Source organism: Pseudomonas sp. MIACH, from assembly GCF_001269925.1.
GTDB lineage: Bacteria > Pseudomonadota > Gammaproteobacteria > Pseudomonadales > Pseudomonadaceae > Aquipseudomonas.
Map to the genome: position 1 here is coordinate 82380 of NZ_LHVO01000031.1, position 25901 is coordinate 108280.

The 25901-nt window shown below is 59.3% G+C and carries 23 protein-coding genes and 1 pseudogene; 19 read left to right on the plus strand and 5 right to left on the minus strand.

Going from position 1 to position 25901, the window contains the following annotated elements:
- Window positions 1-2 precede the first annotated feature (2 nt).
- The 9 genes from AD670_RS12885 (at window position 3) to AD670_RS12925 (ending at window position 10478) form a co-directional block, all read left to right on the plus strand.
- Entirely contained in the window at window positions 3-1211 is a 1209-nt protein-coding gene (locus tag AD670_RS12885) for a glycosyltransferase family 4 protein (RefSeq protein WP_053132509.1), read from the plus strand.
- A 125-nt stretch (window positions 1212-1336) separates the two neighbouring features.
- Entirely contained in the window at window positions 1337-2548 is a 1212-nt protein-coding gene (locus tag AD670_RS12890; RefSeq protein WP_053132512.1) for a glycosyltransferase family 4 protein, read from the plus strand.
- Window positions 2549-2836: 288 nt separating this feature from the next.
- Window positions 2837-3697 carry an SDR family oxidoreductase gene (locus tag AD670_RS12895; RefSeq protein WP_053132515.1) on the plus strand — a complete coding sequence of 287 codons (861 nt, stop codon included), beginning with the start codon at window positions 2837-2839 and terminating at the stop codon, window positions 3695-3697.
- 18 nt (window positions 3698-3715) lie between these two features.
- Window positions 3716-4726 (plus strand): polysaccharide biosynthesis protein, encoded by a 1011-nt coding sequence (locus AD670_RS12900; protein ID WP_053132519.1) that lies wholly within the window; start codon window positions 3716-3718, stop codon window positions 4724-4726.
- Window positions 4719-5846, plus strand: coding sequence for a non-hydrolyzing UDP-N-acetylglucosamine 2-epimerase (gene wecB, locus AD670_RS12905; protein ID WP_053132523.1), 1128 nt, complete (start codon window positions 4719-4721; stop codon window positions 5844-5846). The genes AD670_RS12900 and wecB overlap by 8 nt, the downstream gene beginning before the upstream one ends.
- A gap of 7 nt (window positions 5847-5853) precedes the next feature.
- Entirely contained in the window at window positions 5854-6810 is a 957-nt protein-coding gene (locus AD670_RS12910) for an SDR family oxidoreductase (RefSeq protein ID WP_053132524.1), read from the plus strand.
- Between the two features lie 56 nt (window positions 6811-6866).
- On the plus strand, window positions 6867-8858 hold the full coding sequence (locus tag AD670_RS12915; protein ID WP_053132527.1) for a nucleoside-diphosphate sugar epimerase/dehydratase: 1992 nt from the start codon (window positions 6867-6869) through the stop codon (window positions 8856-8858).
- Window positions 8859-8953: 95 nt separating this feature from the next.
- Window positions 8954-9976 (plus strand): glycosyltransferase family 4 protein, encoded by a 1023-nt coding sequence (locus AD670_RS12920; protein ID WP_053132530.1) that lies wholly within the window; start codon window positions 8954-8956, stop codon window positions 9974-9976.
- A gap of 169 nt (window positions 9977-10145) precedes the next feature.
- Window positions 10146-10478, plus strand: coding sequence for a helix-hairpin-helix domain-containing protein (locus AD670_RS12925; protein WP_053132534.1), 333 nt, complete (start codon window positions 10146-10148; stop codon window positions 10476-10478).
- Window positions 10479-10495: 17 nt separating this feature from the next.
- On the opposite strand, the gene AD670_RS12930 is transcribed toward AD670_RS12925, so the two are convergent.
- Window positions 10496-11074, minus strand: coding sequence for a TetR/AcrR family transcriptional regulator (locus AD670_RS12930; protein ID WP_053132536.1), 579 nt, complete (start codon window positions 11072-11074; stop codon window positions 10496-10498).
- Between the two features lie 242 nt (window positions 11075-11316).
- Between AD670_RS12930 and AD670_RS12935 the strand changes: the two genes are divergently transcribed.
- On the plus strand, window positions 11317-12165 hold the full coding sequence (locus AD670_RS12935) for a DUF1989 domain-containing protein (protein ID WP_053132539.1): 849 nt from the start codon (window positions 11317-11319) through the stop codon (window positions 12163-12165).
- A 6-nt stretch (window positions 12166-12171) separates the two neighbouring features.
- Here the strand turns inward: AD670_RS12935 and AD670_RS30885 are convergent, their stop codons facing one another.
- A complete protein-coding gene (locus AD670_RS30885; protein ID WP_082143258.1) occupies window positions 12172-12339 on the minus strand; it encodes a DUF2897 family protein in 168 nt (55 codons plus the stop codon).
- Between the two features lie 110 nt (window positions 12340-12449).
- A complete protein-coding gene (gene eat, locus AD670_RS12940) occupies window positions 12450-13814 on the minus strand; it encodes an ethanolamine permease (RefSeq protein ID WP_053132546.1) in 1365 nt (454 codons plus the stop codon).
- A 413-nt stretch (window positions 13815-14227) separates the two neighbouring features.
- Here eat and kdpF point away from each other — a divergent pair, with 413 nt between their 5' ends.
- The 6 genes from kdpF (at window position 14228) to AD670_RS12970 (ending at window position 22156) form a co-directional block, all read left to right on the plus strand.
- A complete protein-coding gene (gene kdpF, locus AD670_RS12945; protein WP_003218754.1) occupies window positions 14228-14317 on the plus strand; it encodes a K(+)-transporting ATPase subunit F in 90 nt (29 codons plus the stop codon).
- A gap of 9 nt (window positions 14318-14326) precedes the next feature.
- Window positions 14327-16021: a potassium-transporting ATPase subunit KdpA gene (kdpA, locus tag AD670_RS12950; protein WP_053132550.1), complete on the plus strand. Its 1695-nt coding sequence runs from the start codon at window positions 14327-14329 to the stop codon at window positions 16019-16021.
- Window positions 16022-16035: 14 nt separating this feature from the next.
- Complete coding sequence (gene kdpB, locus AD670_RS12955; protein ID WP_172681471.1) at window positions 16036-18093, plus strand: potassium-transporting ATPase subunit KdpB; 2058 nt, start codon at window positions 16036-16038, stop codon at window positions 18091-18093.
- A gap of 64 nt (window positions 18094-18157) precedes the next feature.
- Window positions 18158-18703: a potassium-transporting ATPase subunit KdpC gene (kdpC, locus tag AD670_RS12960; RefSeq protein WP_053132555.1), complete on the plus strand. Its 546-nt coding sequence runs from the start codon at window positions 18158-18160 to the stop codon at window positions 18701-18703.
- Between the two features lie 74 nt (window positions 18704-18777).
- Window positions 18778-21429, plus strand: coding sequence for a sensor histidine kinase KdpD (locus AD670_RS12965; protein WP_053132557.1), 2652 nt, complete (start codon window positions 18778-18780; stop codon window positions 21427-21429).
- Between the two features lie 37 nt (window positions 21430-21466).
- Window positions 21467-22156, plus strand: coding sequence for a response regulator (locus tag AD670_RS12970; protein WP_053132558.1), 690 nt, complete (start codon window positions 21467-21469; stop codon window positions 22154-22156).
- 76 nt (window positions 22157-22232) lie between these two features.
- Here AD670_RS12970 and AD670_RS12975 read toward each other — a convergent pair whose 3' ends face one another.
- On the minus strand, window positions 22233-23270 hold the full coding sequence (locus AD670_RS12975; protein WP_053132560.1) for a patatin-like phospholipase family protein: 1038 nt from the start codon (window positions 23268-23270) through the stop codon (window positions 22233-22235).
- 216 nt (window positions 23271-23486) lie between these two features.
- On the opposite strand from AD670_RS12975, the gene AD670_RS12980 reads away from it, so the two are divergent.
- The 3 genes from AD670_RS12980 to AD670_RS12990 all read left to right on the plus strand — a co-directional run bounded on the left by AD670_RS12980 (window position 23487) and on the right by AD670_RS12990 (window position 25460).
- The gene (locus AD670_RS12980) at window positions 23487-23765 is read left to right on the plus strand and encodes a hypothetical protein (RefSeq protein WP_010176194.1); all 279 of its coding nucleotides are present in this window, start codon (window positions 23487-23489) and stop codon (window positions 23763-23765) included.
- Between the two features lie 45 nt (window positions 23766-23810).
- Window positions 23811-24572, plus strand: coding sequence for a CHAD domain-containing protein (locus AD670_RS12985; RefSeq protein WP_053132562.1), 762 nt, complete (start codon window positions 23811-23813; stop codon window positions 24570-24572).
- 90 nt (window positions 24573-24662) lie between these two features.
- The gene (locus tag AD670_RS12990) at window positions 24663-25460 is read left to right on the plus strand and encodes an acyl-CoA thioesterase II (protein WP_053132564.1); all 798 of its coding nucleotides are present in this window, start codon (window positions 24663-24665) and stop codon (window positions 25458-25460) included.
- Between the two features lie 3 nt (window positions 25461-25463).
- On the opposite strand, the pseudogene AD670_RS12995 reads toward AD670_RS12990, so the two are convergent.
- A pseudogene (locus tag AD670_RS12995) lies at window positions 25464-25837 on the minus strand (terminase).
- Window positions 25838-25901: the final 64 nt, after the last annotated feature.

Consider the following 25901-nt stretch of genomic DNA (forward strand, 5'->3'; position numbering starts at 1 on the left):
GGGTGCGAGTCTTGTTCCTCCACCCGGCAGCGGCATTCGGTGGCGCATCCAAGAGTCTGATCGAGCTGTTCGGGTGTCTGCGCGCCTACGGTGTGCAGGGCACGGTGTTAAGCCCCTCCGGTACCGTCTGCCAGGCTTTTATCCAGGCGGGAATGGATGTCAGGGCGGTCAAGGGGTTGAGTCAGTTCGACAACACCCGTTATGGCTATTATCGACGCTTGCGCTGGATCATTCTGCTGCGCGAGTTGTTCCTGCTGCCCTTTTCCCTGATCGCCCTTTGGCGCTTGCGGCATGAGCGCTTTGACGTGTTGCACCTGAACGAAGTGACGTTGTTGCCGCTGGGCATACTGGCGAAGTGGTTATTGCGCATACCGATGGTGGTGCATGTGCGGTCCCTGCAACGTCCTCCCGGTCAGGGCGTGCGTACAAGGCTTGTGAGTGCAGTATTGCGGCGTTTTGCCGATGCGGTCGTGCCTATCGACCACACCGTCGCTTCTACCCTTTCAAACGATTTGCCTTTGCGCATTGTGCATAATGGCCTGAGTATTGATGGCCCGCTGAATCAACGGTCGCGACGGGATCGGGATGAACCCGTAAGAGTCGGGTTCGTGGGTGGGCTCATTCCTCTGAAGGGGGTTTATGAGCTTGTGGAAGCCATGCGCATCCTCAGGGACCGTCAGGTTCGGATCGAATGCTGGATTGCTGGCGAGAATGCACGGGATCTTTCCGGGCCCAAGGCTTGGGTACTGCGCAAGCTTGGGTTTGCACACGACGTACGTACCGATCTCGAATGTTTCATCGTAAAGCATGATCTGCAAAGCCATGTGCGCCTGATGGGCTTTGTAGACGATGTCCGGCGGTTGTATCCGCAGCTCGATATTCTGTGCTTCCCTTCCCATCTTGATGCGGCGGGCCGGCCGGTGTTCGAGGCGGCGTTCTACTCAATTCCAAGCGTGGTTGCCGTGGCGAACCCCGTACCGGACGCGATAATTCATGAGGTGACGGGGTTGGCCATACCCCGCTCTGATCCAGAATTACTCGCTAATGCCTTGCAACGACTGGCAGGGGACGACGAGTTTCGTTTGACCCTTGGCCGCCAGGCTCGCCGGTGGGCTGAGGATAATTTCGCCATCGAAGTGAATGCACGGCTCATGTACCAGATTTATCAGGATGTCTGCGGTGTGACATCCCAGGATGTTCATCAGGGATAATCACTGGTCTGGTCAAAGGCATCTGAATTTGCTCAAGCGTGCGCAGGTGGCTGGCCGATCTTGGCCAGCCACCTTGCCAGGCAGAATACCTCGCTCGAATCAATGATTGAGTACCCCGATTCCCTATGAAGATTCTCGTTGTCTCGCAATACTTTTGGCCCGAAAGCTTCATCATCAACGACATCGTGCGTACCCTTGATGAGCAGGGCCATGAGGTGGTTGTGGCTACCGGCAAGCCCAATTACCCGGATGGCAAAATATTTGAGGGCTATAGCGCCAAGGGCACCCAACGCGAGCGCTACCTCGGGAAGATCGATGTGCTGCGCGTTCCGCTCTGGCCAAGAGGGGAAGGGGGCGCGAAGAACCTGATTTTCAACTACTTGTCGTTCGTCTTCGCCGGCCTGCTGTTTTTACCGTGGATGCTGCGTAAACGAGAGTTCGACGCGATTCTGGTCTTCGCCCCTTCGCCAATCCTGCAGGCTGTTCCCGCGATTCCGTTGAAGTGGCTGAAGAAGGCCAAGCTTGCTTTGTGGGTGCAGGATCTGTGGCCGGAAAGTCTCTCTGCCACCGGATTCATTCATAACCGGTATGTGTTGAGGCTGGTGGGTGAGGCGGTCAAGGTCATCTATCGCCATTGCGACACGCTGCTGGTGCAGTCGCACGCATTTGTAGAGCCGGTTGCCCGGTACGCGGCACGCGAAAAAATCCAGTATTACCCTAACTCAATGGACACGCGGGGGGCGCAGTCGCCGTTTGTTGTGCCGCCTGAGCTGGATGCCGTGCTCACGCAACATTTTTGCGTAGTGTTTGCGGGCAATCTGGGCACCGCCCAAGCCCTCGATACACTGGTCGAGGCAGCATTAGAGCTGCGTGATGACGCGCAGATTCGCATTGTGCTGGTTGGCAGCGGGAGTCGTCTGGACTGGCTCAAATCGCAGAAGTCGGCCCTTGAGCTGGACAATCTGGTGCTGCCGGGGCGCTTTCCGGTAGAGGCGATGAGCGCGATTTTCAAACGATCATCGGCATTGTTGGTTTCGCTGACTGATGAGGAGGTTTTTGCCCAGACTATTCCGAGCAAGATTCAGGCGTATCTCGCAGCGGGACGGCCGATCATCGCGTCGATGAACGGCGAAGGCGCGCGCGTGATCGATGAAGCAGGCGCAGGCCTGACTTCGCCTGCTGAGCAAGTTCCTCCGTTGGTGGCCAATATTCGGCGCCTGAATGCTATGGGCACGCAAGAGCGAGCGGCAATGGGCGAAGCCGGGCGGGCGTACTTCGATGCCAATTTTGACATGGACAGCCAAGTGAGCCGCTTGGTCGGGCTGTTGCAGCGCTAAGGGGCGACGCAAACACATCAACATCTGCGAACGGGGTGGATTGAATGCGTGTTAGTTGTTCGGGGCGTTATCTCAAGTGCTGTAATACTTTATAAACGCATGAGGGATTAATGCGTCGGTGTGAAGTAAACTCAATCCAGGTCATGTAAGTCTTCAGTATGTAAAGTGTTTCCATGCAAAGTTGTAGACTGTTCGGCTTCCTTTTTTGAACGTCTTTATTCTGTTTTTTATTGATGGGATTTTTTTCTCGTCTTTTCCAGATCTGAAAATTTAGAAGGTTCATGATTCATGGCACGTGTTCTTGTTCTTGGCGTTACCGGCATGCTCGGCAGTGCGGTCTTCAAGGCTTTCAGTTCCGACTCGGAGCATGAGGTGTGGGGAACGTTGCGAAGCGCTGCCGGACTGCGACACTTCCCAGCCGCCAACCACGAGCGCCTCCTGTCGGGCGTCGATGTGTTGGATCAGGACTCGCTTGTTGCGGTGCTCGCCCGGGTTCGTCCTGACGTGGTGATCAATTGCGTAGGCCTGATCAAGCAATTGGCCGATGCCAACGATCCGCTGACGGCATTGCCGGTCAACTCGCTGTTGCCGCATCGGTTGGCGCGACTGTGTGCCCTGAGCGACGCGCGCCTGATCCAGATCAGTACCGATTGCGTCTTCTCGGGGCAAAAAGGCGGCTACCTGGAAAGCGACGTTTCAGATGCCAGTGATCTGTATGGGAAGTCCAAGTACATCGGCGAACTTCATGACGTGCCCAATGCGGTAACCCTACGAACCTCCATCATCGGGCATGAGTTGAATTCCAGTCACTCCCTGGTGGATTGGTTCCTGTCACAACAGGGCAGCACACGCGGTTTTTCCAAGGCCATTTTCTCCGGCCTGCCCACCGTTGAATTGGCCCGCGTCATGAAAGACTTCGTCATTCCGCACCCGGAGCTCAATGGTCTGTATCATGTGTCCGCAGATCCAATTGCCAAGCTCGACTTGTTGAAGCTGATTGCCAGCCAATACGGCAAGTCAATCGAGATCCGCCCTGATGCGGCATTAGTCATCGATCGCTCGCTCAACAGTGAGCGTTTCACCCAGGCAACTGGATACACAGCTCCAGCCTGGCCCCAGCTCATTGAGCTGATGCACGCCACTCGCTAACGAATTCGGAAGGTTTACATGTTCGACGACAAGGTATTGATGATCACCGGTGGCACCGGTTCCTTCGGCCATACGGTCCTCAAGCGTTTTCTCAATACCGCTGTGCGCGAGATTCGCATCTTCAGTCGCGATGAGAAAAAGCAGGAAGATATGCGTATCGCCCTGGCCAACGACAAGGTCAAGTTCTACATCGGTGATGTGCGCGATTACGACAGCCTGTCCCAGGCAATGGTCGGCGTCGATTACATCTTCCATGCCGCTGCGCTCAAACAGGTGCCCTCCTGCGAGTTCTATCCTATGGAAGCAGTGCGTACCAACGTACTGGGCACCGAAAACGTATTGAATGCCGCCATTGCGACGGGCGTGCAGCGCGTCGTTGTATTAAGCACCGACAAAGCTGTTTATCCGATCAATGCCATGGGCATCTCCAAGGCGATGGCCGAGAAGTTGATGGTGGCCAAGTCGCGCATGATCCCGGTCAAGGGGCCGGTTATTTGCGCAACACGTTACGGCAACGTCATGGCTTCGCGCGGCTCGGTCATTCCATTGTTTGTCGATCAACTGCGCAAAGGTGAAGTGCTCACGGTCACGGATCCTGAAATGACACGTTTCCTTATGTCACTTGAAGACTCGGTCGACCTGGTCCTGCACGCGTTTGAGCACGGCCAGCAGGGCGATTTGTTCGTTCAGAAAGCACCGGCCTCCACTGTCGGTGACCTGGCCGAAGCGCTCAAGCAACTGTTCGCCAAGAGCAATGAGGTCAAGGTCATAGGTACCCGCCACGGCGAGAAACTCTATGAGTCCCTGGTGTCGCGGGAGGAAATGGCCAAGGCCGAGGATATGGGGCGCTATTACCGTATTCCGGCAGATAACCGCGACCTGAATTACAAGAAGTACTTTGTTGAGGGGGAGCAGCTGATCTCCGACATGGATGATTACACTTCCCACAATACAGAACGCCTGGATGTACCTGGCATCAAGGAACTGCTACTCAAGCTTGATTACATCAAGGAGCAACTCGATGCTTAAGGTGATGACACTCGTCGGCACGCGTCCCGAGCTGATCAAAATGAGCCGGGTCATCGCCGAGCTGGATCGTCAGGTCAATCATGTCCTGGTGCACTCTGGGCAGAACTACGATTACGAACTCAATCAGGTGTTCTTCGACGACTTGGAAATTCGCAAGCCGGACCACTTCCTGGGTGCTGCCGGCGATACCGCCGCGAAAACCATCGCCGAGGTCATTGCCAAATCCGATGAAATCTTCGAGCTGGAACAGCCTGACGCGTTGCTGCTCTACGGGGACACCAATACCTGCCTTGCAGTGATCGCCGCCAAGCGTCGCAAGATTCCGGTGTTTCATATGGAGGCCGGAAACCGCTGCTTCGATCAGCGGGTGCCTGAAGAACTCAACCGCAAAGTGCTGGACCACCTCAGTGACATCAACATGGTGTTGACCGAGCATGCCCGCCGCTATCTGATCGCCGAAGGCATTCGTCCGGAAACGATCATCAAGACCGGCTCGCACATGCAGGAAGTGCTCGACTACTACATGCCCAAGATCGAGCAATCCGATGTGTTGGCGCGTAGTGGCCTGGAGCAGGATAAGTTCTTCATTGTCAGCGCCCACCGCGAAGAGAACGTCGATACCCCGGAGAACCTGCGGGATTTGCTGGATACCCTGCGTGCCCTGGCGGACCACTATGGTTTCCCTCTGATCGTCTCGACACACCCACGTACACGCAAACGTCTGGAGGCTTTGGGTGAGTCCCTTGACCATCCGCTGATCCGTTTCGTCAAACCGTTCGGTCTGCTGGATTACATCAAGCTGCAGATGTCGGCGTTTTGCGTGCTGTCCGATAGCGGCACCATCACCGAAGAGGCTTCCCTGTTGAGCCTGCCGGCGGTCACCTTACGCAACGCCCATGAGCGCCCCGAGGGTATGGATGAGGGCACACTGATCATGAGCGGCCTCAAGCGCGAGTCCGTGATGGACGCGGTTCGCGTGGTTACCAGCCAGCACGTGCGCGGGCAACGCAAGGTGCCAGTGGTCGCGGATTATCAAGGTGGGCCGGTTTCGTTACAGGTGGTTCGTGTGGTGCTGAGTTACACCGATTACATCAATCGTACGGTGTGGAAAAAGGCTTGAGATCGTTATGACACGTGTTCTTCTGACCGGAGCCAGTGGCTTTGTCGGGGCTGCGGTTCAGGCTCGTCTGCTGAGTGATCCGGGGTACGCGGTGCGTTCGGTCTATCGGCGTCTACCCTCGCAGCCATTCGCGCGTCTTGAGGTCTTTCAGGCCCCGGGACTTGAACCGCACAACGACTGGCAGCCGGCGCTTGAAGGGGTTGACGTGGTCATCCACTGTGCGGCTCGGGTCCATGTCATGGACGAGCGTGAATCCGACCCGCTGGAGGCTTTCCGGCGTGTGAATGTGCACGGGACATTACGTTTGGCAGAACAAGCGGCAGCGGCCGGTGTTCGCCGTTTCATCTACCTGAGTTCGATCAAGGTCAACGGTGAGGGCACGTTACCGGGTTGCCCTTACACGGCAGATGACGTGCCTGCTCCAATAGATCCCTATGGCATCTCCAAGTTGGAGGCGGAGCATGTATTGCTGAAGCTCGCCGCCGAAACGCAGATGGAAGTCGTGATTATTCGTCCGGTGCTGGTGTACGGCCCAGGGGTAAAAGCCAACTTTCGCAGCATGATGGCCTGGCTCAATCGTGGCGTGCCTTTGCCGCTGGGGGCTGTCAGCAACAAACGAAGCCTGGTGGCGTTGGACAATCTGGTCGACCTTATAGTGACGTGTGCACACCATCCTGGCGCTGCGAATCAAGTGTTTTTGGTGAGCGACGATGAAGACCTGTCTACCACTGAATTGCTGCGGCGCATGGCACGGGCATTGGGTCAGCCAGCGCGTCTGTTGCCACTGCCAATGTGGCTGTTGAGTGGCCTCGCGCAATTGCTTGGAAAAAAAGCCTTATCCCAACGTCTGTGTGGATCGCTTCAGGTCGACATCAACAAAACCAAGGCATTGCTTGAATGGACCCCGGTGATCAGTGTGAATGGGGCTCTTGAAAAAACGGCAAAAGACTTTCTGGAGCATTAAGCGTGGAAGGCAAGGGGGGTGGGCAATCCGAAAGTCGAACGAAGGGATCTCGGGCAATGCGTGAGCGTTTATTAAATTTGCCGCGTAGCTACAAGCGTGTCTTGCAGTTAATGGTTGATGTGCTGTTGGTCTGGTTTGCACTGTGGCTGTCGTTTGTCGTGAGACTGGGGATTGAGCGACCCATCAACCCGTTCGGTGATTACGCGTGGTTGTTTATCGCCGCCCCCATCATTTCTGTGCCTATTTTTATCCGGTTTGGCCTTTATCGCGCGGTGATGCGCTATTTCGGCAATGAAGCGTTGGTCAGTATCTTTAAAGCCGTGGCGTTGTCGTCGCTGGTATTAACCGTCTATGTCTATTTGTACCGGCCTAACGTATTGGTGCCACGTTCGTTGATCATCAACTTCTGGTGGCTGAGTTTGCTGATGATCGGCGGATTACGGTTGTTCATGCGCCAGTATTTTCTCGGCGACTGGTTCCTGGCCGGTCAGCATGTGCCTTTTCTACGCCAAGACGATGATGCCACCAAGGTCGCTGTCTATGGGGGGGGAGCCGCAGGTAACCAATTGGTCGCGGCGCTGCGCTCGGACAAATCAATGCGACCGGTTGCGATCATCGACGACGACGCGAGTATCGCGCGGCGGGTCATCGCCGGGCTTAAGGTTTACCCTTCTTCTGATATTGAGCAGATGATCGAGGAGACCGGCGCCACCGAAGTACTGTTGGCTATTCCATCGGCCTCGCGTGCTCGACGCCGTGAGATTCTGGCTGGACTTGAGTGTTATCCGGTACACGTGCGTACGATCCCCGGGTTCATGGACCTGGCCAATGGTCGCGTCAGTGTCAGTGATCTGCAGGAGGTTGATATTGTCGATCTGCTCGGTCGCGATCCTGTTGCGGCGCAACAGGCTTTGTTCGAGCGCTGCATCCGCAATCATGTTGTCCTCGTGACCGGGGCCGGCGGCTCCATTGGCTCGGAGTTATGCAGGCAAATCCTCACCAGTCAGCCGACGGCGCTGATCCTGTTTGAGCACAGTGAATTCAATCTCTACAGCATCCAGACTGAACTTGAGAAGCTGATCCAGGATGAAGGGTTGAACCTGGAGTTGGTGCCGATCCTGGGTTCGATTCGCAACAGTGAGCGTTTACTGGATGTCATGCATACCTGGAAGGTTAATACGGTTTATCACGCAGCCGCCTACAAACACGTACCCATCGTCGAACATAACGTCGCTGAGGGTGTGTTGAATAATGTCCTCGGGACATTGCTTACCGCGCAGGCTGCGGTGCGAGCAGGTGTAGAACACTTTGTGTTGATCTCCACCGATAAGGCGGTGCGGCCGACCAACATCATGGGGTGTACCAAGCGACTGGCTGAGATGACCTTGCAGGCGCTCAGTCGGGAGCCCGAACCGCTGTTGTTCGGTGAGCACGAGACGCAACCCTGCACCAACAAGACACGCTTTACCATGGTGCGTTTCGGTAATGTACTGGGCTCGTCGGGTTCCGTCATTCCGTTGTTTCGGGAGCAGATAAAGAGCGGTGGCCCGATTACAGTGACCCACCCGAACATGACCCGCTATTTCATGACCATTCCCGAAGCTGCGCAGTTGGTCATTCAAGCAGGCGCCATGGGGCAGGGTGGCGACGTGTTTGTGCTCGATATGGGGCAACCGGTAAAGATTGCCGACTTGGCTGAAAAGATGGTTCACCTGTCGGGCCTGTCATTGCGTAGTCATGAGAAGCCTAACGGAGATATCGCGATTGAGTTCACTGGACTGCGTCGCGGTGAAAAGCTCTATGAAGAATTGCTGATTGGGGACAACGTATCGCCGACCGAGCACTCGATGATCATGCGCGCCGATGAGGAGCACCTGTCATGGGAGCCATTCAAACTGGCAATCTCGGCACTGCTGGATGCCGTCGCTGCGGATGATTATGTCCAACTGCGCGAGTTGCTCGGCGCGACGGTGAGTGGCTACGTGCCCGAGTGCCAGATTGTCGATCTGATTCACCGGCGCCGTCAGGAAAATGCTGACGGCCTTTGAGTCACACAGAAATTGAATCGTCATTTTCTGGGGTGTGTATAAGGCCGACACATCAGTACCAATAAGAAATGTATGTTTTTGGAGTTGTTCGGATAATGAACTATTGGTGGCTGGTTCCGGCATTGACCGGGCTTTCTTTTTTTCTGACCGCTGCCCTGCGTCGCTATGCGTTGTCGCGAAAAATGCTCGATATTCCCAATGGGCGCAGTTCGCACTCCATACCCACACCGCGTGGCGGTGGCGTGGCGATTGTTCTGAGCTATATCGTGGCGTTGCTCGGCATGTTTGCGGGAGGGCTGATACCTCCCACATTGTTTTACGCATTAACCGGTGCAGGTGTGTTGACTGCCGTTGTTGGTTTTTTGGATGACCATGGGCATATAGCCGCGCGCTGGCGACTGTTGGCGCACTTTACGTCGGCGATATGGGCGGTGGTGTGGCTGGGAGGGTTGCCGGCTATAAGCCTGTACGGCGTTAATGTTGATATCAGTTGGGTTGGGTATTTTTTCGCGGTCGTTTATTTGGTGTGGATGCTTAATCTTTATAATTTTATGGATGGCATCGATGGCATCGCCGGTGTTGAAGCGGTGACGGTTTGTCTGTCTGGCTGTCTCTTATATTGGATCAACGACACGCCGGCGCACGCTTGGTCATTAGTTGCTCTGGCCAGTTGTGTTGCAGGGTTTTTACTCTGGAACTTTCCGCCAGCCAAGATATTCATGGGCGATGCCGGGAGTGGATTTCTTGGCATGGCATTGGGCGTTCTATCGCTGCAGGCGGCCTGGGTCTCTCCCAAGTTCTTTTGGGCTTGGCTGATACTCCTTGGCGTGTTCATTGTAGATGCTACATTCACCTTGTTACGCCGTCTGGTACGAGGAGATAAAGTCTACGAAGCCCACCGTAGCCATGCATACCAGTTCGCGTCACGCCGTTTTGGTGCCCATTTGCCTGTGACTCTGGCAGTAGGAGCAATCAACATTTTGTGGCTATTGCCTGCGGCACTGTGCGTTGTTATCTACGATTTGGACGGTGCGGCAGTATTGACAGTGGCCTATGTGCCGCTGGTTTTATTGGCAGTCAAGTTTCGAGCTGGTGAGTTGGAACGCAGCAGTGTGTAATTGAGGTCGTACCGAATGCTACTTGGTGTAAGTGCAATAACCAAATAGCAAAGCTGCTACTTCACATCCTGTAATGAACACGTTTTTGACAGTTGCCTGATATCACCTAAGTTTGAAAAGCAGCTTCGGAAAGCTGCTTTTCTCTCAACGATGTCATGGAGCGTCACCAATGCAGAACACCTACATTTCTTCCCTTATTTTCGCCTTCCTCACCACCCTCTCCGTCGCCACCAACGCAGCCCCGTCCATCAAACCCGAAGCCCCAACCCCCATCACCGCCCAGATGACCCAGGTCGAGCAATCCGCCAAGGTCAACCTGAACGCCGCCGATGCCGAAACCCTGCGTCGTGACTTGTTCGGTATTGGCGCCGCTAAAGCCAAGGCGATCATCGCCTATCGCGAAAGCAATGGTCCGTTCACGGCGGTGGATGAGTTGTTGGAAGTGAAGGGTATCGGCAAGGCGTTGCTGGAGAAGAATCGCGATAGGCTGGCTATCAACTGAACCACCCAAGAGGCCGATCATTGATCGGCCTTTTTATCCTCCGGGTTCTGCGTTTTCAGGCTTTCGCGCACGACGTCCAGGATGCGTCTCGCCAATTTAGGGTCTTCAACACTCCTGGCCAGTACTAATGCGCCCACCAGTGTCGACATCATCACCAGGCTCTTTGCATCGCAACGCCCCTCTCCCAACGCCGTTTCTATTTGCTTTAGCCTTGCGTCGAGCACCTGGTCCGTTGTCGCACTGGGTTGGCCTCTCAGTCCCAGCTCTGAAGACATCGTTGGCAACGGGCAGCCCTGGTCCGGGGAGGTCAGGTGCCATTCAGACAGGTAACTGTCGATAAATGCGTCCAGCGGCCGTTCCTGGCTGAACAGCATGTCGCAATGGGCATCCAGGTCTGCAGCCGCCGCTTGCAGGGCTGTCTCCACCAATTCGCCCTTGGATTTGAAATGCGCGTAAAAGCCGCCGTGGGTCAGGTTCAACGCTTTCATCAGTGGCTGCAGGCCGGTGGCGTCGATGCCGTCGCGGCGAAAGCGTGCAGACGCTTCCTTGATGATGCGTTGGTGGGTTTGGGCTTTGTGGTTTTGTGAATAACGCATGGGGCAGCCTCGGTCGCAGGCTGGCATTTTAACCAACTTGAGCTTTTTTACACTTTTGTCGGCGTTTAGGGCGTTGGCATGGAATGTGATTACGTCTGGATGGAAGATTGTTCAACAATCGCGAGATGATTTTGTTGTTCCATCGGCCTATCGTCGGATTGATGCGCCGGCCCCTGTTCGACGAGTTATTTGCCCAGGTCAGCGCCGGGCCTGTTACCCATCCATGAGCGAGGATCTGCACCATGTACAAAGACTATCCGGCCGCTTACCAGGTCAGCAAAGGCTCGGCGCTGCAGGTCGACACGGCATTCTATGAGCGTATTCGTGATCGCGCGGATCAACGCACGCTCATCGAGCAGTTCGAGGTACCGATTCGTACCGGCCGGGCCTGGAAGGTGCCCGCCGGGCATGTGTTTCGTGTCACCACGCCGGTGGGCCCGCAGGTGGGCGACTTTAACGTGTGGAACGCCAACGATCCCCGTGAACGTCTCTGGGCCGCACGCACCCGCCAATTGCAGGGTGCCCATGTCAGTACCCATGACCGTTTATGGTCGAACCTGCCGTTCCTGCGACCTTTGGTCACCATCACCGATGACAGCTTGGCCAGTTACGGCATTGACGAGCACGGTGGGCGTCTGCACGACTTGCTTGGCACGCGTTGCGACCCTTACGTAAACCGCATGCTGACGGGGGAGGACTTCCATCACCATTGCCACTCGAACCTGACCCGTGCGGTTTTGCCTCACGGTCTGACGGAATTCGACGTGCATGACGTGCTGAATATTTTCCAGTGCACCGGCCTCAATCATGACGACATGTACTTCATGAAAGCGTGCCCGGCGCAGAAGGGCGATTACCTGGAGTTCTTTGCCGAGATTGATTTGCTCTGTGCGCTGTCGACGTGCCCAGGCGGGGATTTGTCGCTGCCGATGTGGGGGCCGGATGCGCAGGACCCGTTGACGGTGTGTCGTCCGCTGGGGGTTGAGATCTACAGGTTGGAGGATGAGTTGCTGAGCGGCTGGAGCCAGCCGGAGCGTGCTGCCTATAAAGGGCAGCACGGGTTGCAGATTGCCAAGGCGGATTGGGAGTAAGCGGTCCTAGCGGTCCTGCGCGTCCTTGGAGTCCGCCTGGGCGTTGCGCTCGGCCACGCGTTTGCGTTGTTCGTCGGTGAGTTCCACCTTGTTGGCGCTGTCACGCAGCATCATCAGCCCTCCGACGATCGACCCGATCGCAACTACCATAATCAACCACGCATACCACGGCATAAGGCTCTCCTTGAGGCAGATTGCCGTGGGAGAATTTTCCCACGGTAATAACTACTTTGAGTTACGGGCTTTCTGAGTAGTTCAGTGTAGGCCCGTTCTGCCTCGAAACCTTAGAGCCCGGTCAACATTGCGTCTGCCGGTGCATCGGCACGGTCCTGCGCGGTCATCTGGAAGTAGATGAAACCCACGGCCATAAAGCCGAGGAAGATCAGCCCGATCAGCGTGTTGAACCACGCCATGGCCACCAGGCACACCACCGCGAGTACCAACGCAATGCCGGGCACGATCGGATAACCCGGTGCACGGAAGGTCCGTTCCAGCAGCGGCTCGGTCTTACGCAGTTTGAACAGGCTGAGCATGCTCATGATGTACATCACGATGGCGCCGAATACCGCCATGGTGATCATCGCCGCAGTCAGGGTCATGCCGCCCAGGTTGATCAGGCCATCGCTATAGATCGCGGCGATGCCGACCACGCCACCGGCGATGATTGCCCGGTGTGGTGTCTGAAAGCGCGACAATTTGGCGAGGAAAGATGGCAGGTAACCGGCGCGAGCCAGGGCGAAGAACTGGCGCGAGTAGCCCAGGATAATGCCGTGAAAGCTCGCCACCAGGCCGAACAGGCCGATCCACACGAGCATGTGCAGCCAGCCGGAGCTGTCGCCCACCACGGTTTTCATTGCCTGCGGCAGTGGATCGTTGATGTTCGACAGGGTGCGCCAGTCGCCCACGCCGCCGGCGAAGAACATCACGCCCATGGCCAGGATCACCAGGGTCAGGATGCCGCTGATGTAGGCTTTTGGAATGGTGCGCTTCGGATCTTTCGCTTCCTCGGCTGCCATGGCCGCGCCTTCGATGGCCAGGAAGAACCAGATGGCAAACGGAATCGCCGCGAACATCCCCGCAATCGCCGGGGCGCCGAAGGTGTCGGAACCGGCCCAGCCATTCAAGGCAAAGTTGCTGAAGCTGAACGCGGGCGCAACCACGCCCATGAACACCAGCAGTTCCGCGACGGCGAGCACGCACACCACCAACTCGAAGGTAGCGGCCAGTTTCACCCCGAGAATGTTCAGGCCCATGAAGACGATGTAGGCACCGACGGCCGCATGTTTGGGATCCAGGGCCGGGAACTGCACATTCAGATAAGCGCCGATGGCCAAGGCGATGGCGGGCGGGGCGAAGACAAATTCGATCAGGGTGGCGAGGCCAGCGATCAAGCCGCCTTTCTCCCCAAACGCCCGACGACTGTAGGCAAACGGCCCGCCTGCGTGAGGAATGGCGGTAGTCAGCTCGGTGAAACTGAAAATAAAGCAGGTGTACATCGCGGCGACCATCAACGAGGTCACCAGGAAGCCCAAGGTGCCAGCAACGCCCCAGCCGTAGCTCCAGCCGAAGTATTCCCCGGAAATCACCAGCCCGACGGCAATGCCCCATAAATGCAGGGTGCCCAAGGTGGGTTTGAGTTGTGTGTTCATCGTGTTGCGCTCCCTGAACGGTTTGGAATGATTCAAGGTGTTGCAGCGGCCATGCCAGCCTGAGAATCATTGTCGTAAAGCGGCGCAACTGTCGTGTGGGGGATGGTTTGGCGTTTGAAATTTGCCGGCGTCGCACCACATAGGTGCGGCGGTGACGGTGCCGACGCTATCGGGAGCAAGCCCCGTCCCACAGGCTGACTGGCGCTCGGCATGACAACTCGGTCAAGTGTGGGAGGGGGCTTGCTCCCGATAGCGCCCGCCCGGACGCTGCAAACCCGCAGTGTAAACCCCGCATAAACCCACTCTTTACGCCATCTTTACGCCCCGCCCACCCCCTCGCTCTCGTTCCTTTACGCCACTCCTGCGGACAATTGCCCCACACGCGGCACTCGCCGCTAAACGGAGAGACTTCCATGAGCGTTCTGGACGGGGTGTCACTGCTATTGGCCGTGGCGCTGTTCATTTATCTGCTGGTTGCGCTGTTACGCGCGGATCGGAACTAGGAGCTGGCCATGCACAGTTATGACTATTGGCTGATCATTGCCTTCTTTGCCGTGGTATTGGTGCCGGCGCCGTTCCTCGGGCGGTTCTACTACAAGGTGATGGAAGGCCAGCGCACGTGGCTGAGTCCGGTGCTGGGGCCTGTCGAAAAAGCCTGTTATCGCCTGTCGGGGGTGGATGAACATCAGGAGCAAAGCTGGCAGAAATACATGCTGGCCTTGCTCGCGTTCAACCTCGCGGGCTTTTTGCTGTTGTTCGCGATCCTGCTGTTCCAGGACTATCTCCCACTGAACCCGCAGAAATTGCCGGGCCAGGAATGGACCCTGGCCTTCAATACTGCGGTCAGTTTCATGACCAACACCAACTGGCAGTCCTACAGCGGTGAGGCGTCCCTGAGTTACCTCAGCCAGATGGCCGGCCTGACCGTGCAGAACTTCGTCAGTGCGGCCACCGGCCTGGCCGTGCTGGTCGCGCTGTGCCGTGGGATCGGTCGCAAATCCACCAAGACGCTGGGTAACTTCTGGGTCGACATGACCCGCGCCACGCTCTACGGCCTGTTGCCGCTGTGCCTGGTGCTGGCGCTGTTCCTGGTATGGCAGGGCGTACCGCAAACCTTCGCGCACTACGTTGATGCTGTGACGATGCAAGGCGTGGATCAGGTGATCCCCCTGGGCCCGGCAGCCAGCCAGATTGCGATCAAGCAACTGGGCACCAACGGCGGCGGCTTCTTCGGCGTCAACTCGGCGCACCCGTTTGAAGACCCGACCGCCTGGGCCAACCTGTTCGAAGTGGCTTCGATCATCCTGATCCCGGTGGCGCTGGTGTTCACCTTTGGCCACTACGTGAAAGACCTGCGTCAGAGCCGCGCGATCCTTGGCTGCATGCTGGCGCTGTTCCTGATCGGCGGCGCCACTTCCCTGTGGTCCGAATACCAGCCCAACCCGACCTTGAACAACCCGGCCGTCGAGCAGACCGCGCCGCTGGAAGGCAAGGAAGCGCGCTTCGGCACCACCGGCACGGTGTTGTGGTCGGTGACCACCACGGCGGCGTCCAACGGTTCGGTCAACGGCATGCAAGACAGCCTCAACCCCCTCAGTGGCATGGTGGCGCTGGTCAACATGATGGTCGGCGAAGTGATCTTCGGCGGCGTCGGCGCCGGGATGTACGGCATGTTGCTCAACGTGTTGATCGCGGTGTTCCTGGCCGGCCTGATGATCGGCCGCACCCCGGAATACCTGGGCAAGAAACTCCAGGCCAAGGAAGTGCAGTTGCTGGTGGTGACCCTGCTGGTGATGCCGATGGGCGTGTTGGTACTCGGTGCCATCGCCGCCAGCCTGCCGGGTCCGGCCGGTGCGATCAGCAACCCTGGCCCTCACGGTTTCAGCCAGTTGCTGTACGCCTACACCTCGGCCAGCGCCAACAACGGCTCGGCGTTTGGCGGTTTCAGTGCCAACACACCGTTCCATAACTTGATGCTGGGCCTGGGCATGTTGATCGGCCGCTTTGGCTACATCCTCCCGGTACTGGCCCTGGCCGGCAGCCTGGCGATGAAGAAGACCGCACCGATTGGCCAGAACAGCTTCCCGACCCATGGTCCGCTGTTCGTGACCCTGTTGACCGTGACCATTTTGCTGGTGGGCGGCCTGACTTTCCTGCCGACGCTGGCGTTAGGGCCCATCGCTGAACACTTGAGCATGGGCTTCTAAAAGGGGATATGAAAATGAATATGCCTGCAAAAAACGCGGCTCCGGTCAAAACCCAGGAACCCGCTAAAACCGCCATCTCGTCCCTGTGGCGCCCGGCGCTGGTCCAGGCGTTCGTCAAGCTGGACCCGCGCCAGCTGCAACGCTCGCCAGTGATGCTGGTGGTCGAACTGACCGCGATCCTCACCACCGTGTTGTGCTTTGTGCCCGACACCGCCGTGCCGACCTATGTAGCTGTGCAAATCGCCGTGTGGCTGTGGTTCACCGTGCTGTTTGCCAACTTCGCCGAAGCCTTGGCCGAAGGGCGCGGCAAGGCCCGCGCCGACAGCCTCAAGGCTGGCAGCGAAGGCCTGAGCGCGCGCCGTAAGGAAGCCGATGACAGCTTTAAGGTCGTACCGGCCACCAGCCTGCGCAAAGGTGATGTGGTGCGTGTCGCCGCCGGGGAAATGATCCCCGGCGACGGCGAGGTCATCGAAGGCATCGCGGCGGTCAACGAAGCGGCGATCACAGGTGAATCCGCACCGGTGATCCGCGAGTCCGGCGGCGATCGCTCGGCCGTCACCGGCAACACGCGGCTGGTCTCGGACTGGCTGCTGATCCGCATCACCGCCAACCCCGGCGAGTCCACCCTGGACCGCATGATCGCCTTGGTCGAAGGCGCCAAACGCCAGAAAACCCCCAACGAAGTGGCGCTGGATATCCTGCTGATCGGCCTGACCCTGATCTTTCTGCTGGTGGTGGTGACCTTGCAGCCCTTCGCCCACTTCGCCAATGGCAGCTTGCCGCTGGTGTTTTTGGTCGCACTGCTGGTGACGCTGATTCCTACAACCATCGGTGGCCTGTTGTCGGCCATCGGTATTGCCGGTATGGACCGTCTGGTGCGCCTCAATGTGATCGCCAAGTCCGGCCGTGCCGTGGAGGCGGCCGGTGACGTGCATGTGTTGCTGCTGGACAAGACCGGCACCATCACCTTTGGTAACCGTCGGTGCGCAGCGGTGGTTGCGGCGCCTGGCGTCAGTGGCAAGGAAGTGGCCGAGGGTGCGTTGTTTGCCTCCTTGGCGGATGACACGGCGGAAGGTAAATCCATCGTCGAATACCTGCGTGCTCTGCATCCTCAAGCCGAGCCGTCTGCAGATGAGCTGACCGCGGTACCGTTCAGCGCCGAAACCCGTTTGTCCGGCGTCGACTACCAGGGCCGCGTGTTCCGCAAAGGCGCGGTGGATTCGCTGCTGGCGTTTATCGGCCAGCAACGCGGCGACCTGCAACCGGCGCTGTCACGGGAAATCGACAAGATCGCCCAGAGCGGCGGCACGCCATTGCTGGTGTGTGCCGACGGCAAATTGCTCGGTGCGATCCACCTCAAGGACGTGGTCAAGCCCGGTATCCGCGAACGTTTCGCCGAGCTGCGCAAACTGGGGATTCGCACCGTGATGGTCACCGGTGACAACCCGCTGACAGCCGCTGCGATTGCTGCCGAAGCCGGTGTGGATGACGTGCTGGCCGAAGCGACCCCGGAGAAAAAACTCGCGCGCATCCGTCATGAGCAAAACGACGGCCGCTTGGTGGCGATGTGCGGCGACGGCGCCAACGACGCCCCGGCACTGGCCCAGGCGGACGTCGGCATGGCGATGAACGACGGCACCCAGGCGGCGCGTGAAGCGGCCAATATGGTCGACCTCGACAGCGACCCCACCAAGCTGCTGGACGTGGTGCAGATCGGCAAGGAGTTGCTGGTGACCCGTGGTGCGTTGACGACCTTTTCCATCGCCAACGACGTGGCCAAGTACTTCGCGATCCTGCCGGCACTGTTCGCCTCGATCTACCCGCAATTGGGCGTGCTCAACGTGATGCATTTGCAAAGTCCGCAGAGCGCGATTCTCTCGGCCATCGTGTTCAACGCGCTGATCATCGTGGTGCTGATCCCCCTGGCGCTGCGCGGTGTGCGTGTGCAAGCCGCGAGTGCGGCGGCGTTGCTGCGGCGCAACCTGTTGATCTACGGCCTGGGTGGGCTGCTGGTGCCGTTCGTGGGTATCAAGGCGATCGACATGCTGCTGACTGCATTGCACCTGGTTTGACCCGATGCCTGTGGGCACCATCCCCGTGCCCACAGGTTGCAAAGACCGAATTGAGGAGTTTGAAATGTCCAACATAATCCGCCCGGCCCTGAGCTTGCTGGTGCTCATGACCCTGATCACCGGCGTCGCCTACCCACTGGTGGTCACCGGTGTCGCCCAAGTTGCCTTCCCGGACCAGGCCAACGGCAGCCTGGTCCGCGATGCCAGCGGCAAGGTACGTGGCTCCAGCCTGATCGCCCAGGATTTTACCGGTGACAGCTGGTTCCATCCGCGCCCTTCGGCAGGCGCCTATGCGACGGTTTCCAGCAGCGCCAGTAACCTTGGCCCAAGCAACCCGGCCTTGGCCACCCGCGTGTTCGATGACGCGAACAAGCAGTTGGTGCCCGGCCAGGGCCCGGTGCCTCTGGCATCGCTGACTACCTCCGGCAGCGGTCTTGATCCACACTTGCCACCCCAGGCGATTGCCTATCAACTGGCGCGTGTGGCTGCCGCGCGAAATGTGCCGGTGTCGACCCTGCAACGGTTGCTCGATGAACATATCGAGAGCCCGCTGGTGGGGCCGCCGGTGGTGAATGTGCTGGCGCTGAACATGGCCCTGGAAAAACTCTGAACCCTGTGGGAGGAGGCTTGCCCCCTCCCACATTGGATTTTCTCCGGGCCTGAACAATTGAAGGAAACCCCAGCATGAGCGACTCCGGCCGCGCCGATGCCCTGTTAGCCGATCTACCCCGGGACGGCCGTGGCCGGCTCAAAGTTTTCCTCGGCGCCGCGCCGGGTGTGGGCAAGACCTACGCCATGCTTCAGGCCGCCCACACCCAACTGCGTCAGGGCGTCAAACTGGTGGCTGGTGTGGTCGAGACCCACGGCCGCGCCGAGACGGAAGCCTTGCTCAGCGGCCTGCCGCAACAACCGCTGTTGCGCAGCGAATACCGTGGCGTGATGCTCGAAGAAATGGACCTCGACGGCCTGCTCGCCGCCAAGCCCAAGCTGGTGCTGGTGGACGAACTGGCCCACAGCAACGCGCCTGGCAGCCGCCATGAAAAGCGCTGGCAAGACATCCAGGAACTGCTCGCCGCCGGCATCAACGTGTTTACCACGGTCAACGTGCAGCATCTGGAAAGTCTGAATGACCAGGTTCGCGGTATCACCGGCGTGCAGGTGCGTGAAACCCTGCCGGACTGGGTGCTGCAAGAAGCCGATGAGCTGCTGCTGATCGACCTGCCGTCCCGCGAGCTGCTCGAGCGCCTGCGCGACGGCAAGGTGTATGTGCCGGAACAGGCCCGCGCCGCCATCGATGCGTTTTTTACCCAGACCAACCTGATGGCCCTGCGCGAGCTGGCGATGCAGACCGCCGCCGCCCACGTCGACGACGATCTGGCCCAGGGCTATCGCCAGCTCGGCCAGGCGGCTCCGGCGGTGCGCGGGCGCTTGTTGGTGGGCGTGGATGGCGACGCGCAAGCTGAACGCCTGGTGCGCCATGCCAGTCGCGTCGCCCAGCGGCGGCACTTGCCGTGGAGCCTGGTGCATATCGATAACGGCCGCGCGCGGGATGAGCACGCCCGCCTGCGTCTGCAAAATGCCCAGCAACTGGCTGAGCGCCTGGGCGGGGAAGTGGTGCTGCTGAGGGCCGGGGAGGTGGCCAAGACGTTGATCCAGCATGCCGCCGAACGCCGCGCCAGCCTGCTGTTGGTGGGGCAGTCGCGAATGAGTTGGCGGCGCCGCTGGTTCGGTGGCGGCTTGGCGGCGCGTCTGTTGCGTAATGCCCGTGGCCTGGAGATCAACGTCCTCGACAGCGACGAGGTTCCTGCCGCGCCACGCCTGCCGGAGGTGCGCGGTTTGGTGTGGTTCGATTACGCCTTGGCGGTGGTTGCGACCGTTGTCGCCGCCGCTGTGGCCTGGGCCGTGTCGAGCGTATTGCCGCTGCCGAATATCTCCCTGGTGTTTCTCGCCGCCGTGCTGCTGGTGGCGGTGCGCAGCAGCCTGGGGCCGTCGCTGGTGTGTGCGGCGTTGTCGTTCATGACCTACGACTTCCTGTTTATCCCGCCGAATTTCTCCTTCGCCATCCAGCGTGAAGAGGACGTGCTGACGCTGTTGTTCTTCCTGCTGATGGCGGCGCTCACCGGTAACCTTGCCGCGCGCCAACGCCGCCAGTTGCAGGCGTTGCGCGATACCCAGGAAGAAACCAGCGAACTGCTCGACCTGTCGCGCAAACTCACCGCCGCCACCGACCGCCAGGCGGTGATCAGTGCCGCCGCCCATCATTTGGAAGGTTGGAGCGACCTGGATCTGTGCCTGGTCAATCGTGACGGCCAGGGGGGCTGGAAGGTCGAGACCGGCGGCCCACTGACCTTTACCGAAGCCGAGCGCGCGGCCGCGGACTGGGCCTGGCAGCATGACCAGCCAGCAGGTATGGGCACCGGCACCTTGCCGTTTGGGCGCTGGTGGTGGTGGCCGTTGTCGGGTGAAGAGGGGCCGCTGGGGTTGCTCGGCGTCAGTGCCAAGCCGGGCCTGGAATTGAGTGGCCAGCGGCGTCGCCTGCTCACCGCCTTGAGCCAGCCTCTGGCCCAGGCCCTGGCGCGGGCGCAGTTGGCCCAGGAGCTGGAGTCCGCACGTCTGCATGGCGAAACCGAGCAATTGCGCAGCGCCTTGCTTGCGTCGGTGTCCCACGATTTGCGCACACCGTTGACCTCCATGCGCGGCAGCATCGACAGTCTGCTGGCGCTCGGCGAAGCCATCCCCCTGGAGGATCGCCGCGAATTGCTCGAAGGCACTCGCGATGAAGCCGAGCGCCTGGACCGCTATATCCAGAACCTGCTGGACATGACTCGACTGGGCCATGGCGCGCTGAAGCTGGCGCGGGACTGGGTGTCGCCGGGCGATATTGTCGGCAGTGCGCTCGGGCGTTTGCGCGCCGTGCTGGCGCCGCTGCAGGTGAACACCGATGTGCCGGCGGAATTGCCGTTGCTCTATGTGCATGCCGCGTTGATCGAGCAGGCACTGGTCAATGTATTGGAAAACGCCGCGCGCTTTTCACCGTCCCACGGCCGATTGCAACTGAGCGCCGGCGTGTCGGATAACCAATTGTTTTTCGCCGTGGCGGATGAGGGGCCGGGCATTCCTGAGGATGAGCGGGCGAAGATCTTCGATATGTTCTACACCGCTGCACGCGGTGATCGAGGCGGGCAGGGCACCGGCCTGGGCCTGGCGATCTGCCAGGGCATGGTCGGCGCCCACGGTGGGCATATCAGCGTGGCCGACGGTATTGACGGTCGCGGTACCTGCATTACCTTGTTCCTGCCGTTGCCGACACAGCCTGGCCTGGAAGGCGAGGCGTGAGCTACCCTGTTTTCTCTACGGATTTTGATGGGACGCCATGAGCCAGACCGCGACGATTTTAGTCATTGATGACGAACCGCAGATCCGCAAGTTCCTGCGCATCAGCCTGGCTTCCCAGGGCTACAAAGTGATCGAGGCCGGTACCGGCAACGAAGGGCTGGCGCAGGCGGCGCTGAACAAGCCGGACCTGCTGGTGCTCGACCTGGGCCTGCCGGATATGGACGGCCAGCAGGTGCTGCGCGAGTTTCGTGAGTGGTCGACGGTGCCGGTACTGGTGCTGTCGGTGCGGGCCAGCGAAGGGCAGAAGGTCGAAGCCCTCGACGGTGGCGCCAATGATTATGTCACCAAGCCCTTCGGCATCCAGGAGTTCCTGGCGCGCGTGCGTGCCTTGTTGCGCCAGGCACCGGTGGGCGAGTCCCAGGAAGCGGCGTTGCGTTTTGGTCCATTGACCGTGGACCTGGCTTACCGTCGGGTGTTGCTGGACGGCATCGAAGTGGCACTGACCCGCAAGGAATACGCCGTGCTGGCACAACTGGCGCGGCATCCGGGGCGGGTGATTACCCAGCAGCAATTGCTCAAGGATATCTGGGGGCCGACTCACACCGAAGACAGCCACTACCTGCGGATTGTGGTGGGGCATCTGCGCCAGAAGCTGGCGGACGATCCAACCCAGCCGAGGTTTATCGTGACCGAGGCTGGAGTGGGGTATCGGCTGTTGAGTGCCTGAGGCGATCTGTCAGCGCCACCCTCTATCTCTCTGTGGCAAGCCCGCTCGCCACAAGGGCTCCAGCAACACGGCTGTCTCAACGCTGCTCACTCTCATAGCGATCCAGTGTGTCGCTGGCAATTTCGCGCCCCAGTGCGATCAACTCCGGCGCCTTGTAGAACTCGAAAAACCGGCACACGCGCTTTGGCACGTTGATCAGCACATCTGGCGGGTAGCCGGCGATCTTGTACTGGGCCAGCGACGTTTGCATCACCTCGAAGCTCTGGTTGATCAGGTCCAGCAATGACGCCGGCCCGACGTTATCGATGATGAACGACCCGGTGGCTGACTTCGGTGCCCCAGGCTTTTCTGGTGCGGCGGCGGGTTGCTGGGATTCGGGTTCGGCCGACTCCAGCCACGGATTGATCTCGGCCGCCTGGGCCTGCAAGGCTTCCTGCTCAAGCTTCATCAACTGCTCAGCCTGCTTGCGGCGAAACGGCAGGTGCGAGCCCAGTGACGTGGCCAGGCTGTTGAAACGGCTCTTGAACGCCGGCGGGCGCTGGATCACCGGCAATTGGTAGTGCTTCTGGTTGGTGGCGTTGAGGTTGACCGCGATGATCAAGTCACAATGGCTCGACACCACTGGCACGATGGGCAGCGGGTTGAGCAGGCCGCCGTCCACCAGCATGCGGTTGCCTTGCATCACCGGGGTGAACAGGCTGGGAATCGCCGCCGAGGCGCGCATTGCCTGGTGCAGGCAGCCTTCCTGGAACCAGATTTCCTGTTGATTGGTCAGGTCGGTGGCGACGGCGGTGTAGGGGATGCGCAGCTCTTCGATATTGATCTCGCCGACGATCTTGCGGATCTGCCCGAAGACCTTCTCGCCGCGAATCGCCCCGAGGCGAAAACTCACGTCGACCAGCCGCAGCACGTCGAGGTAGTCGAGGCTTTCAATCCAGTTTCGATACTCGTCCAGTTTGCCTGCGGCGTAGATCCCACCCACCACGGCACCCATGGAGCAACCGGCGATACAGGCGATGTCGTAGCCGCGCCGTTCGATTTCCTCGATCACCCCGATATGGGCGTAGCCCCGGGCCCCGCCGGATCCCAGCACCAAGGCAACACGTTTCTTCATGGTCGATATCCTTCATAAGCGGGTGCCCACAATGCACCTATTTTAGGGGGGGCTCCAATCTTCGTTGAACCAGGCAATATTTTTCCAGAGTAGCGCCCAGGCTCGGGTATGCTCTGGCAATAGGTACTACCGATTTCAGGCTAAGGACAAGGCACTTTTTCTTGTAGGCAACGTCTACACCGTACGACTGTTTTTCTTTATTTTGAGGTGTCATCGATGAAAGCCTGGATGTGTGTGCCTGTGATTGTGTTGGCCCTGGCCGGTTGCGCCGGGAAAACCGCTTACCGTGACAGCTGCGGCACCCAACTGGATGCGGCGTGGCACGAATTGGACCTGGCCAAGGCCGAAGGTTTTGCCGGTACCGTTAGCTATTCCAAGGCCCTGTCTTTGTTGACTGGCGCCAAGACCCAGCAGCAATTTGAAGCGTTTGAAGGTTGTTCCAACAAGGCCGAGAAAGCACGGTTCTATATTCGTGAGTCACGCGCCGGGCGTTAACCCGTAGCGTGTAGCAGGATTTTTTCATCTGGGAGTGAGGGCAGGATGTCAGCTTTGGTCGATCAGTTAGTCGCTCAGGTCATTGGCCTGGAAGTAGGGTTACTGAGCTGCCGGGCTCGCCTCGCCGCCGTTACCGATGATGAAGCCCTGCATGACCTGCGCACCACTGTGCGCCGCCTGCGCAGCCTGTTGCGCCCTTTGCGCGGGCTGCCGGGTGTCGAACAGCTTGAATTGGCCGCCAGCACGGTCGGCCAGCTCACGACGCCGCTGCGCGACCGAGAGGTGCTGGCGGCGTACTTGCATCAGCATGGTCATCACGAGGCCGCTGATCGGCGCCTGCGCCTCCAACCCGAGGCCTATCGCCAGGTGGCGCAAAGCCCGGAAGTCGCGCATTTGCTGCTGATCCTCGATGCATTCCCGCGTTTTATCCGTGCCTCTGAACATCAGAAATTGCTCAAGGGCTTGCGGCCACGCATCCAGAAACGCCTGGCCAAGCAATGGCAAAAACTTGATCAGGCGCTGAAGGAACCAAGCCATGATCGCCACCGTTTGCGCTTGTTGATCAAGCGCGTGCGCTACGCCGCCGAGGCGTACCCCCAACTGGATAAGTTGCCCGCCAAGGCCATGTCGCGCCTGAAAAATGCCCAAGCTGCATTGGGTGATTGGCATGACTGCTGGCAATGGTTGGCCCAGGCTGAGCATCAAGCCGATCTGCAGCCCTGCGTTGCGATATGGCACCGCACCATGGCCAAGGCAGAAGGGCAGGCGGATCGGGTGCTGGATAAACTCAGCGCCGATTGTTTCTAAATCGGTCCGGCTTTTGGCCGGAATAAGCGCTGTACCTTGCCGTCACGCTGGTTAAGATCGCGCATACGTTTTTTTTGATGTGAGGTCGCCATGCGCTTTAGTGATTTGCTCGACGCCGCCCGTAGCAATCCGCTGGATATCACCATTCCTGCCGAATGGGCCCAGGGCCGAGCGTCCTTTGGTGGCCTGGTCGCTGCGTTGCAATACGAAGCCTTGCGCGCCCAGGTTCCGACGGACCGCCCATTGCGCTCTCTGGCAATCACCTTCGTTGGCCCGGTGGCGCCGGATGTACCCGCCAGTTATCAAGTTGAAGTGTTGCGTGAAGGCAAGGCAGTCAGCCAGTTGCTCGGCCGCGTGGTGCAGAACGGGGAAGTGGCGACGCTTGTCCAGGCTAGTTTTGGTGCGTCCCGCGAGTCGGAAATCAATGTGGCGAGCGAACCTCCGCCGGTTTTCAAGCACTGGGATGAATGCCAGGAACTGCCCTATATCAAAGGCGTAACGCCTGAGTTCATGCGCCACTTGGCGATGCGCTGGAGCGTTGGCGGTTTGCCGTTTACCGGTAATAAATCCCGCGAGATGGGCGGTTGGGTTCGCTTGCGCGGGGATGTGAAGGAGGAGCCGTTGACCGAGGCGCATATCCTCGCACTGGTCGACGCTTGGCCGCCGGCCTTGCTGCCACACCTGAAAAAGCCCGCACCGGGCAGCACCCTGACCTGGACCATCGAGTTTATTCAGCCACTGCAGGACCTGACGACCCTGGACTGGTGCCAGTACCACGTCAGCATCGAGCATGCGCGCGACGGCTACGGTCACGCCGCCGCCGCGCTGTGGAGTCCAACCGGCGCGTTGATCGCCCTCAGCCGCCAGACCGTGGTGGTCTTCGCCTGATGCTCAGTGGCGGTGGCTCTGCCGCCCGGCACGCCACCGCCACCGCCACCGCCACCGCTCAACACAAAGCGCGGGAAGGTCACGAACTGCGCGACCACCAGGGGCGGCACCGCATCTTTGCGATCAGTGAATGACTCGCAGGCCTAAGCTTCCAGGCTATGGCCCTGACGCTGCAACGCCAGGCCAGCCAGGATGCCAACTGCGCCAACGGCGAAACTGGCCAGGCTCAGGCTGAACACTCCGGACACAATCAACAGAAACCCGATGATAAACAGCGGCACAGCGATCAGATGCAACGCCAGGTTGGTCGGGTGCTGATGGCTTTGTGGGTAGTTACGCCATTGCCAGGCGGGGAGATTCGGATGACGTTTGCCCATGATGGTGAATCCTCTGTCCGTTGAAACAACATGGGGAGAGTTTAGGGGGGGAGGGGCGGGGGGG

Coding starts and splice junctions, on each gene's coding strand:
- AD670_RS12890 (WP_053132512.1), top strand. CDS start 1,337: ATGAAGATTCTCGTTGTCTCGCAATACTTTTGGCCCGAAAGCTTCATC.
- AD670_RS12895 (WP_053132515.1), top strand. CDS start 2,837: ATGGCACGTGTTCTTGTTCTTGGCGTTACCGGCATGCTCGGCAGTGCG.
- AD670_RS12900 (WP_053132519.1), top strand. CDS start 3,716: ATGTTCGACGACAAGGTATTGATGATCACCGGTGGCACCGGTTCCTTC.
- wecB (WP_053132523.1), top strand. CDS start 4,719: ATGCTTAAGGTGATGACACTCGTCGGCACGCGTCCCGAGCTGATCAAA.
- AD670_RS12910 (WP_053132524.1), top strand. CDS start 5,854: ATGACACGTGTTCTTCTGACCGGAGCCAGTGGCTTTGTCGGGGCTGCG.
- AD670_RS12915 (WP_053132527.1), top strand. CDS start 6,867: ATGCGTGAGCGTTTATTAAATTTGCCGCGTAGCTACAAGCGTGTCTTG.
- AD670_RS12920 (WP_053132530.1), top strand. CDS start 8,954: ATGAACTATTGGTGGCTGGTTCCGGCATTGACCGGGCTTTCTTTTTTT.
- AD670_RS12925 (WP_053132534.1), top strand. CDS start 10,146: ATGCAGAACACCTACATTTCTTCCCTTATTTTCGCCTTCCTCACCACC.
- AD670_RS12930 (WP_053132536.1), bottom strand. CDS start 11,074: ATGCGTTATTCACAAAACCACAAAGCCCAAACCCACCAACGCATCATC.
- AD670_RS12935 (WP_053132539.1), top strand. CDS start 11,317: ATGTACAAAGACTATCCGGCCGCTTACCAGGTCAGCAAAGGCTCGGCG.
- AD670_RS30885 (WP_082143258.1), bottom strand. CDS start 12,339: ATGCCGTGGTATGCGTGGTTGATTATGGTAGTTGCGATCGGGTCGATC.
- eat (WP_053132546.1), bottom strand. CDS start 13,814: ATGAACACACAACTCAAACCCACCTTGGGCACCCTGCATTTATGGGGC.
- kdpF (WP_003218754.1), top strand. CDS start 14,228: ATGAGCGTTCTGGACGGGGTGTCACTGCTATTGGCCGTGGCGCTGTTC.
- kdpA (WP_053132550.1), top strand. CDS start 14,327: ATGCACAGTTATGACTATTGGCTGATCATTGCCTTCTTTGCCGTGGTA.
- kdpB (WP_172681471.1), top strand. CDS start 16,036: ATGAATATGCCTGCAAAAAACGCGGCTCCGGTCAAAACCCAGGAACCC.
- kdpC (WP_053132555.1), top strand. CDS start 18,158: ATGTCCAACATAATCCGCCCGGCCCTGAGCTTGCTGGTGCTCATGACC.
- AD670_RS12965 (WP_053132557.1), top strand. CDS start 18,778: ATGAGCGACTCCGGCCGCGCCGATGCCCTGTTAGCCGATCTACCCCGG.
- AD670_RS12970 (WP_053132558.1), top strand. CDS start 21,467: ATGAGCCAGACCGCGACGATTTTAGTCATTGATGACGAACCGCAGATC.
- AD670_RS12975 (WP_053132560.1), bottom strand. CDS start 23,270: ATGAAGAAACGTGTTGCCTTGGTGCTGGGATCCGGCGGGGCCCGGGGC.
- AD670_RS12980 (WP_010176194.1), top strand. CDS start 23,487: ATGAAAGCCTGGATGTGTGTGCCTGTGATTGTGTTGGCCCTGGCCGGT.
- AD670_RS12985 (WP_053132562.1), top strand. CDS start 23,811: ATGTCAGCTTTGGTCGATCAGTTAGTCGCTCAGGTCATTGGCCTGGAA.
- AD670_RS12990 (WP_053132564.1), top strand. CDS start 24,663: ATGCGCTTTAGTGATTTGCTCGACGCCGCCCGTAGCAATCCGCTGGAT.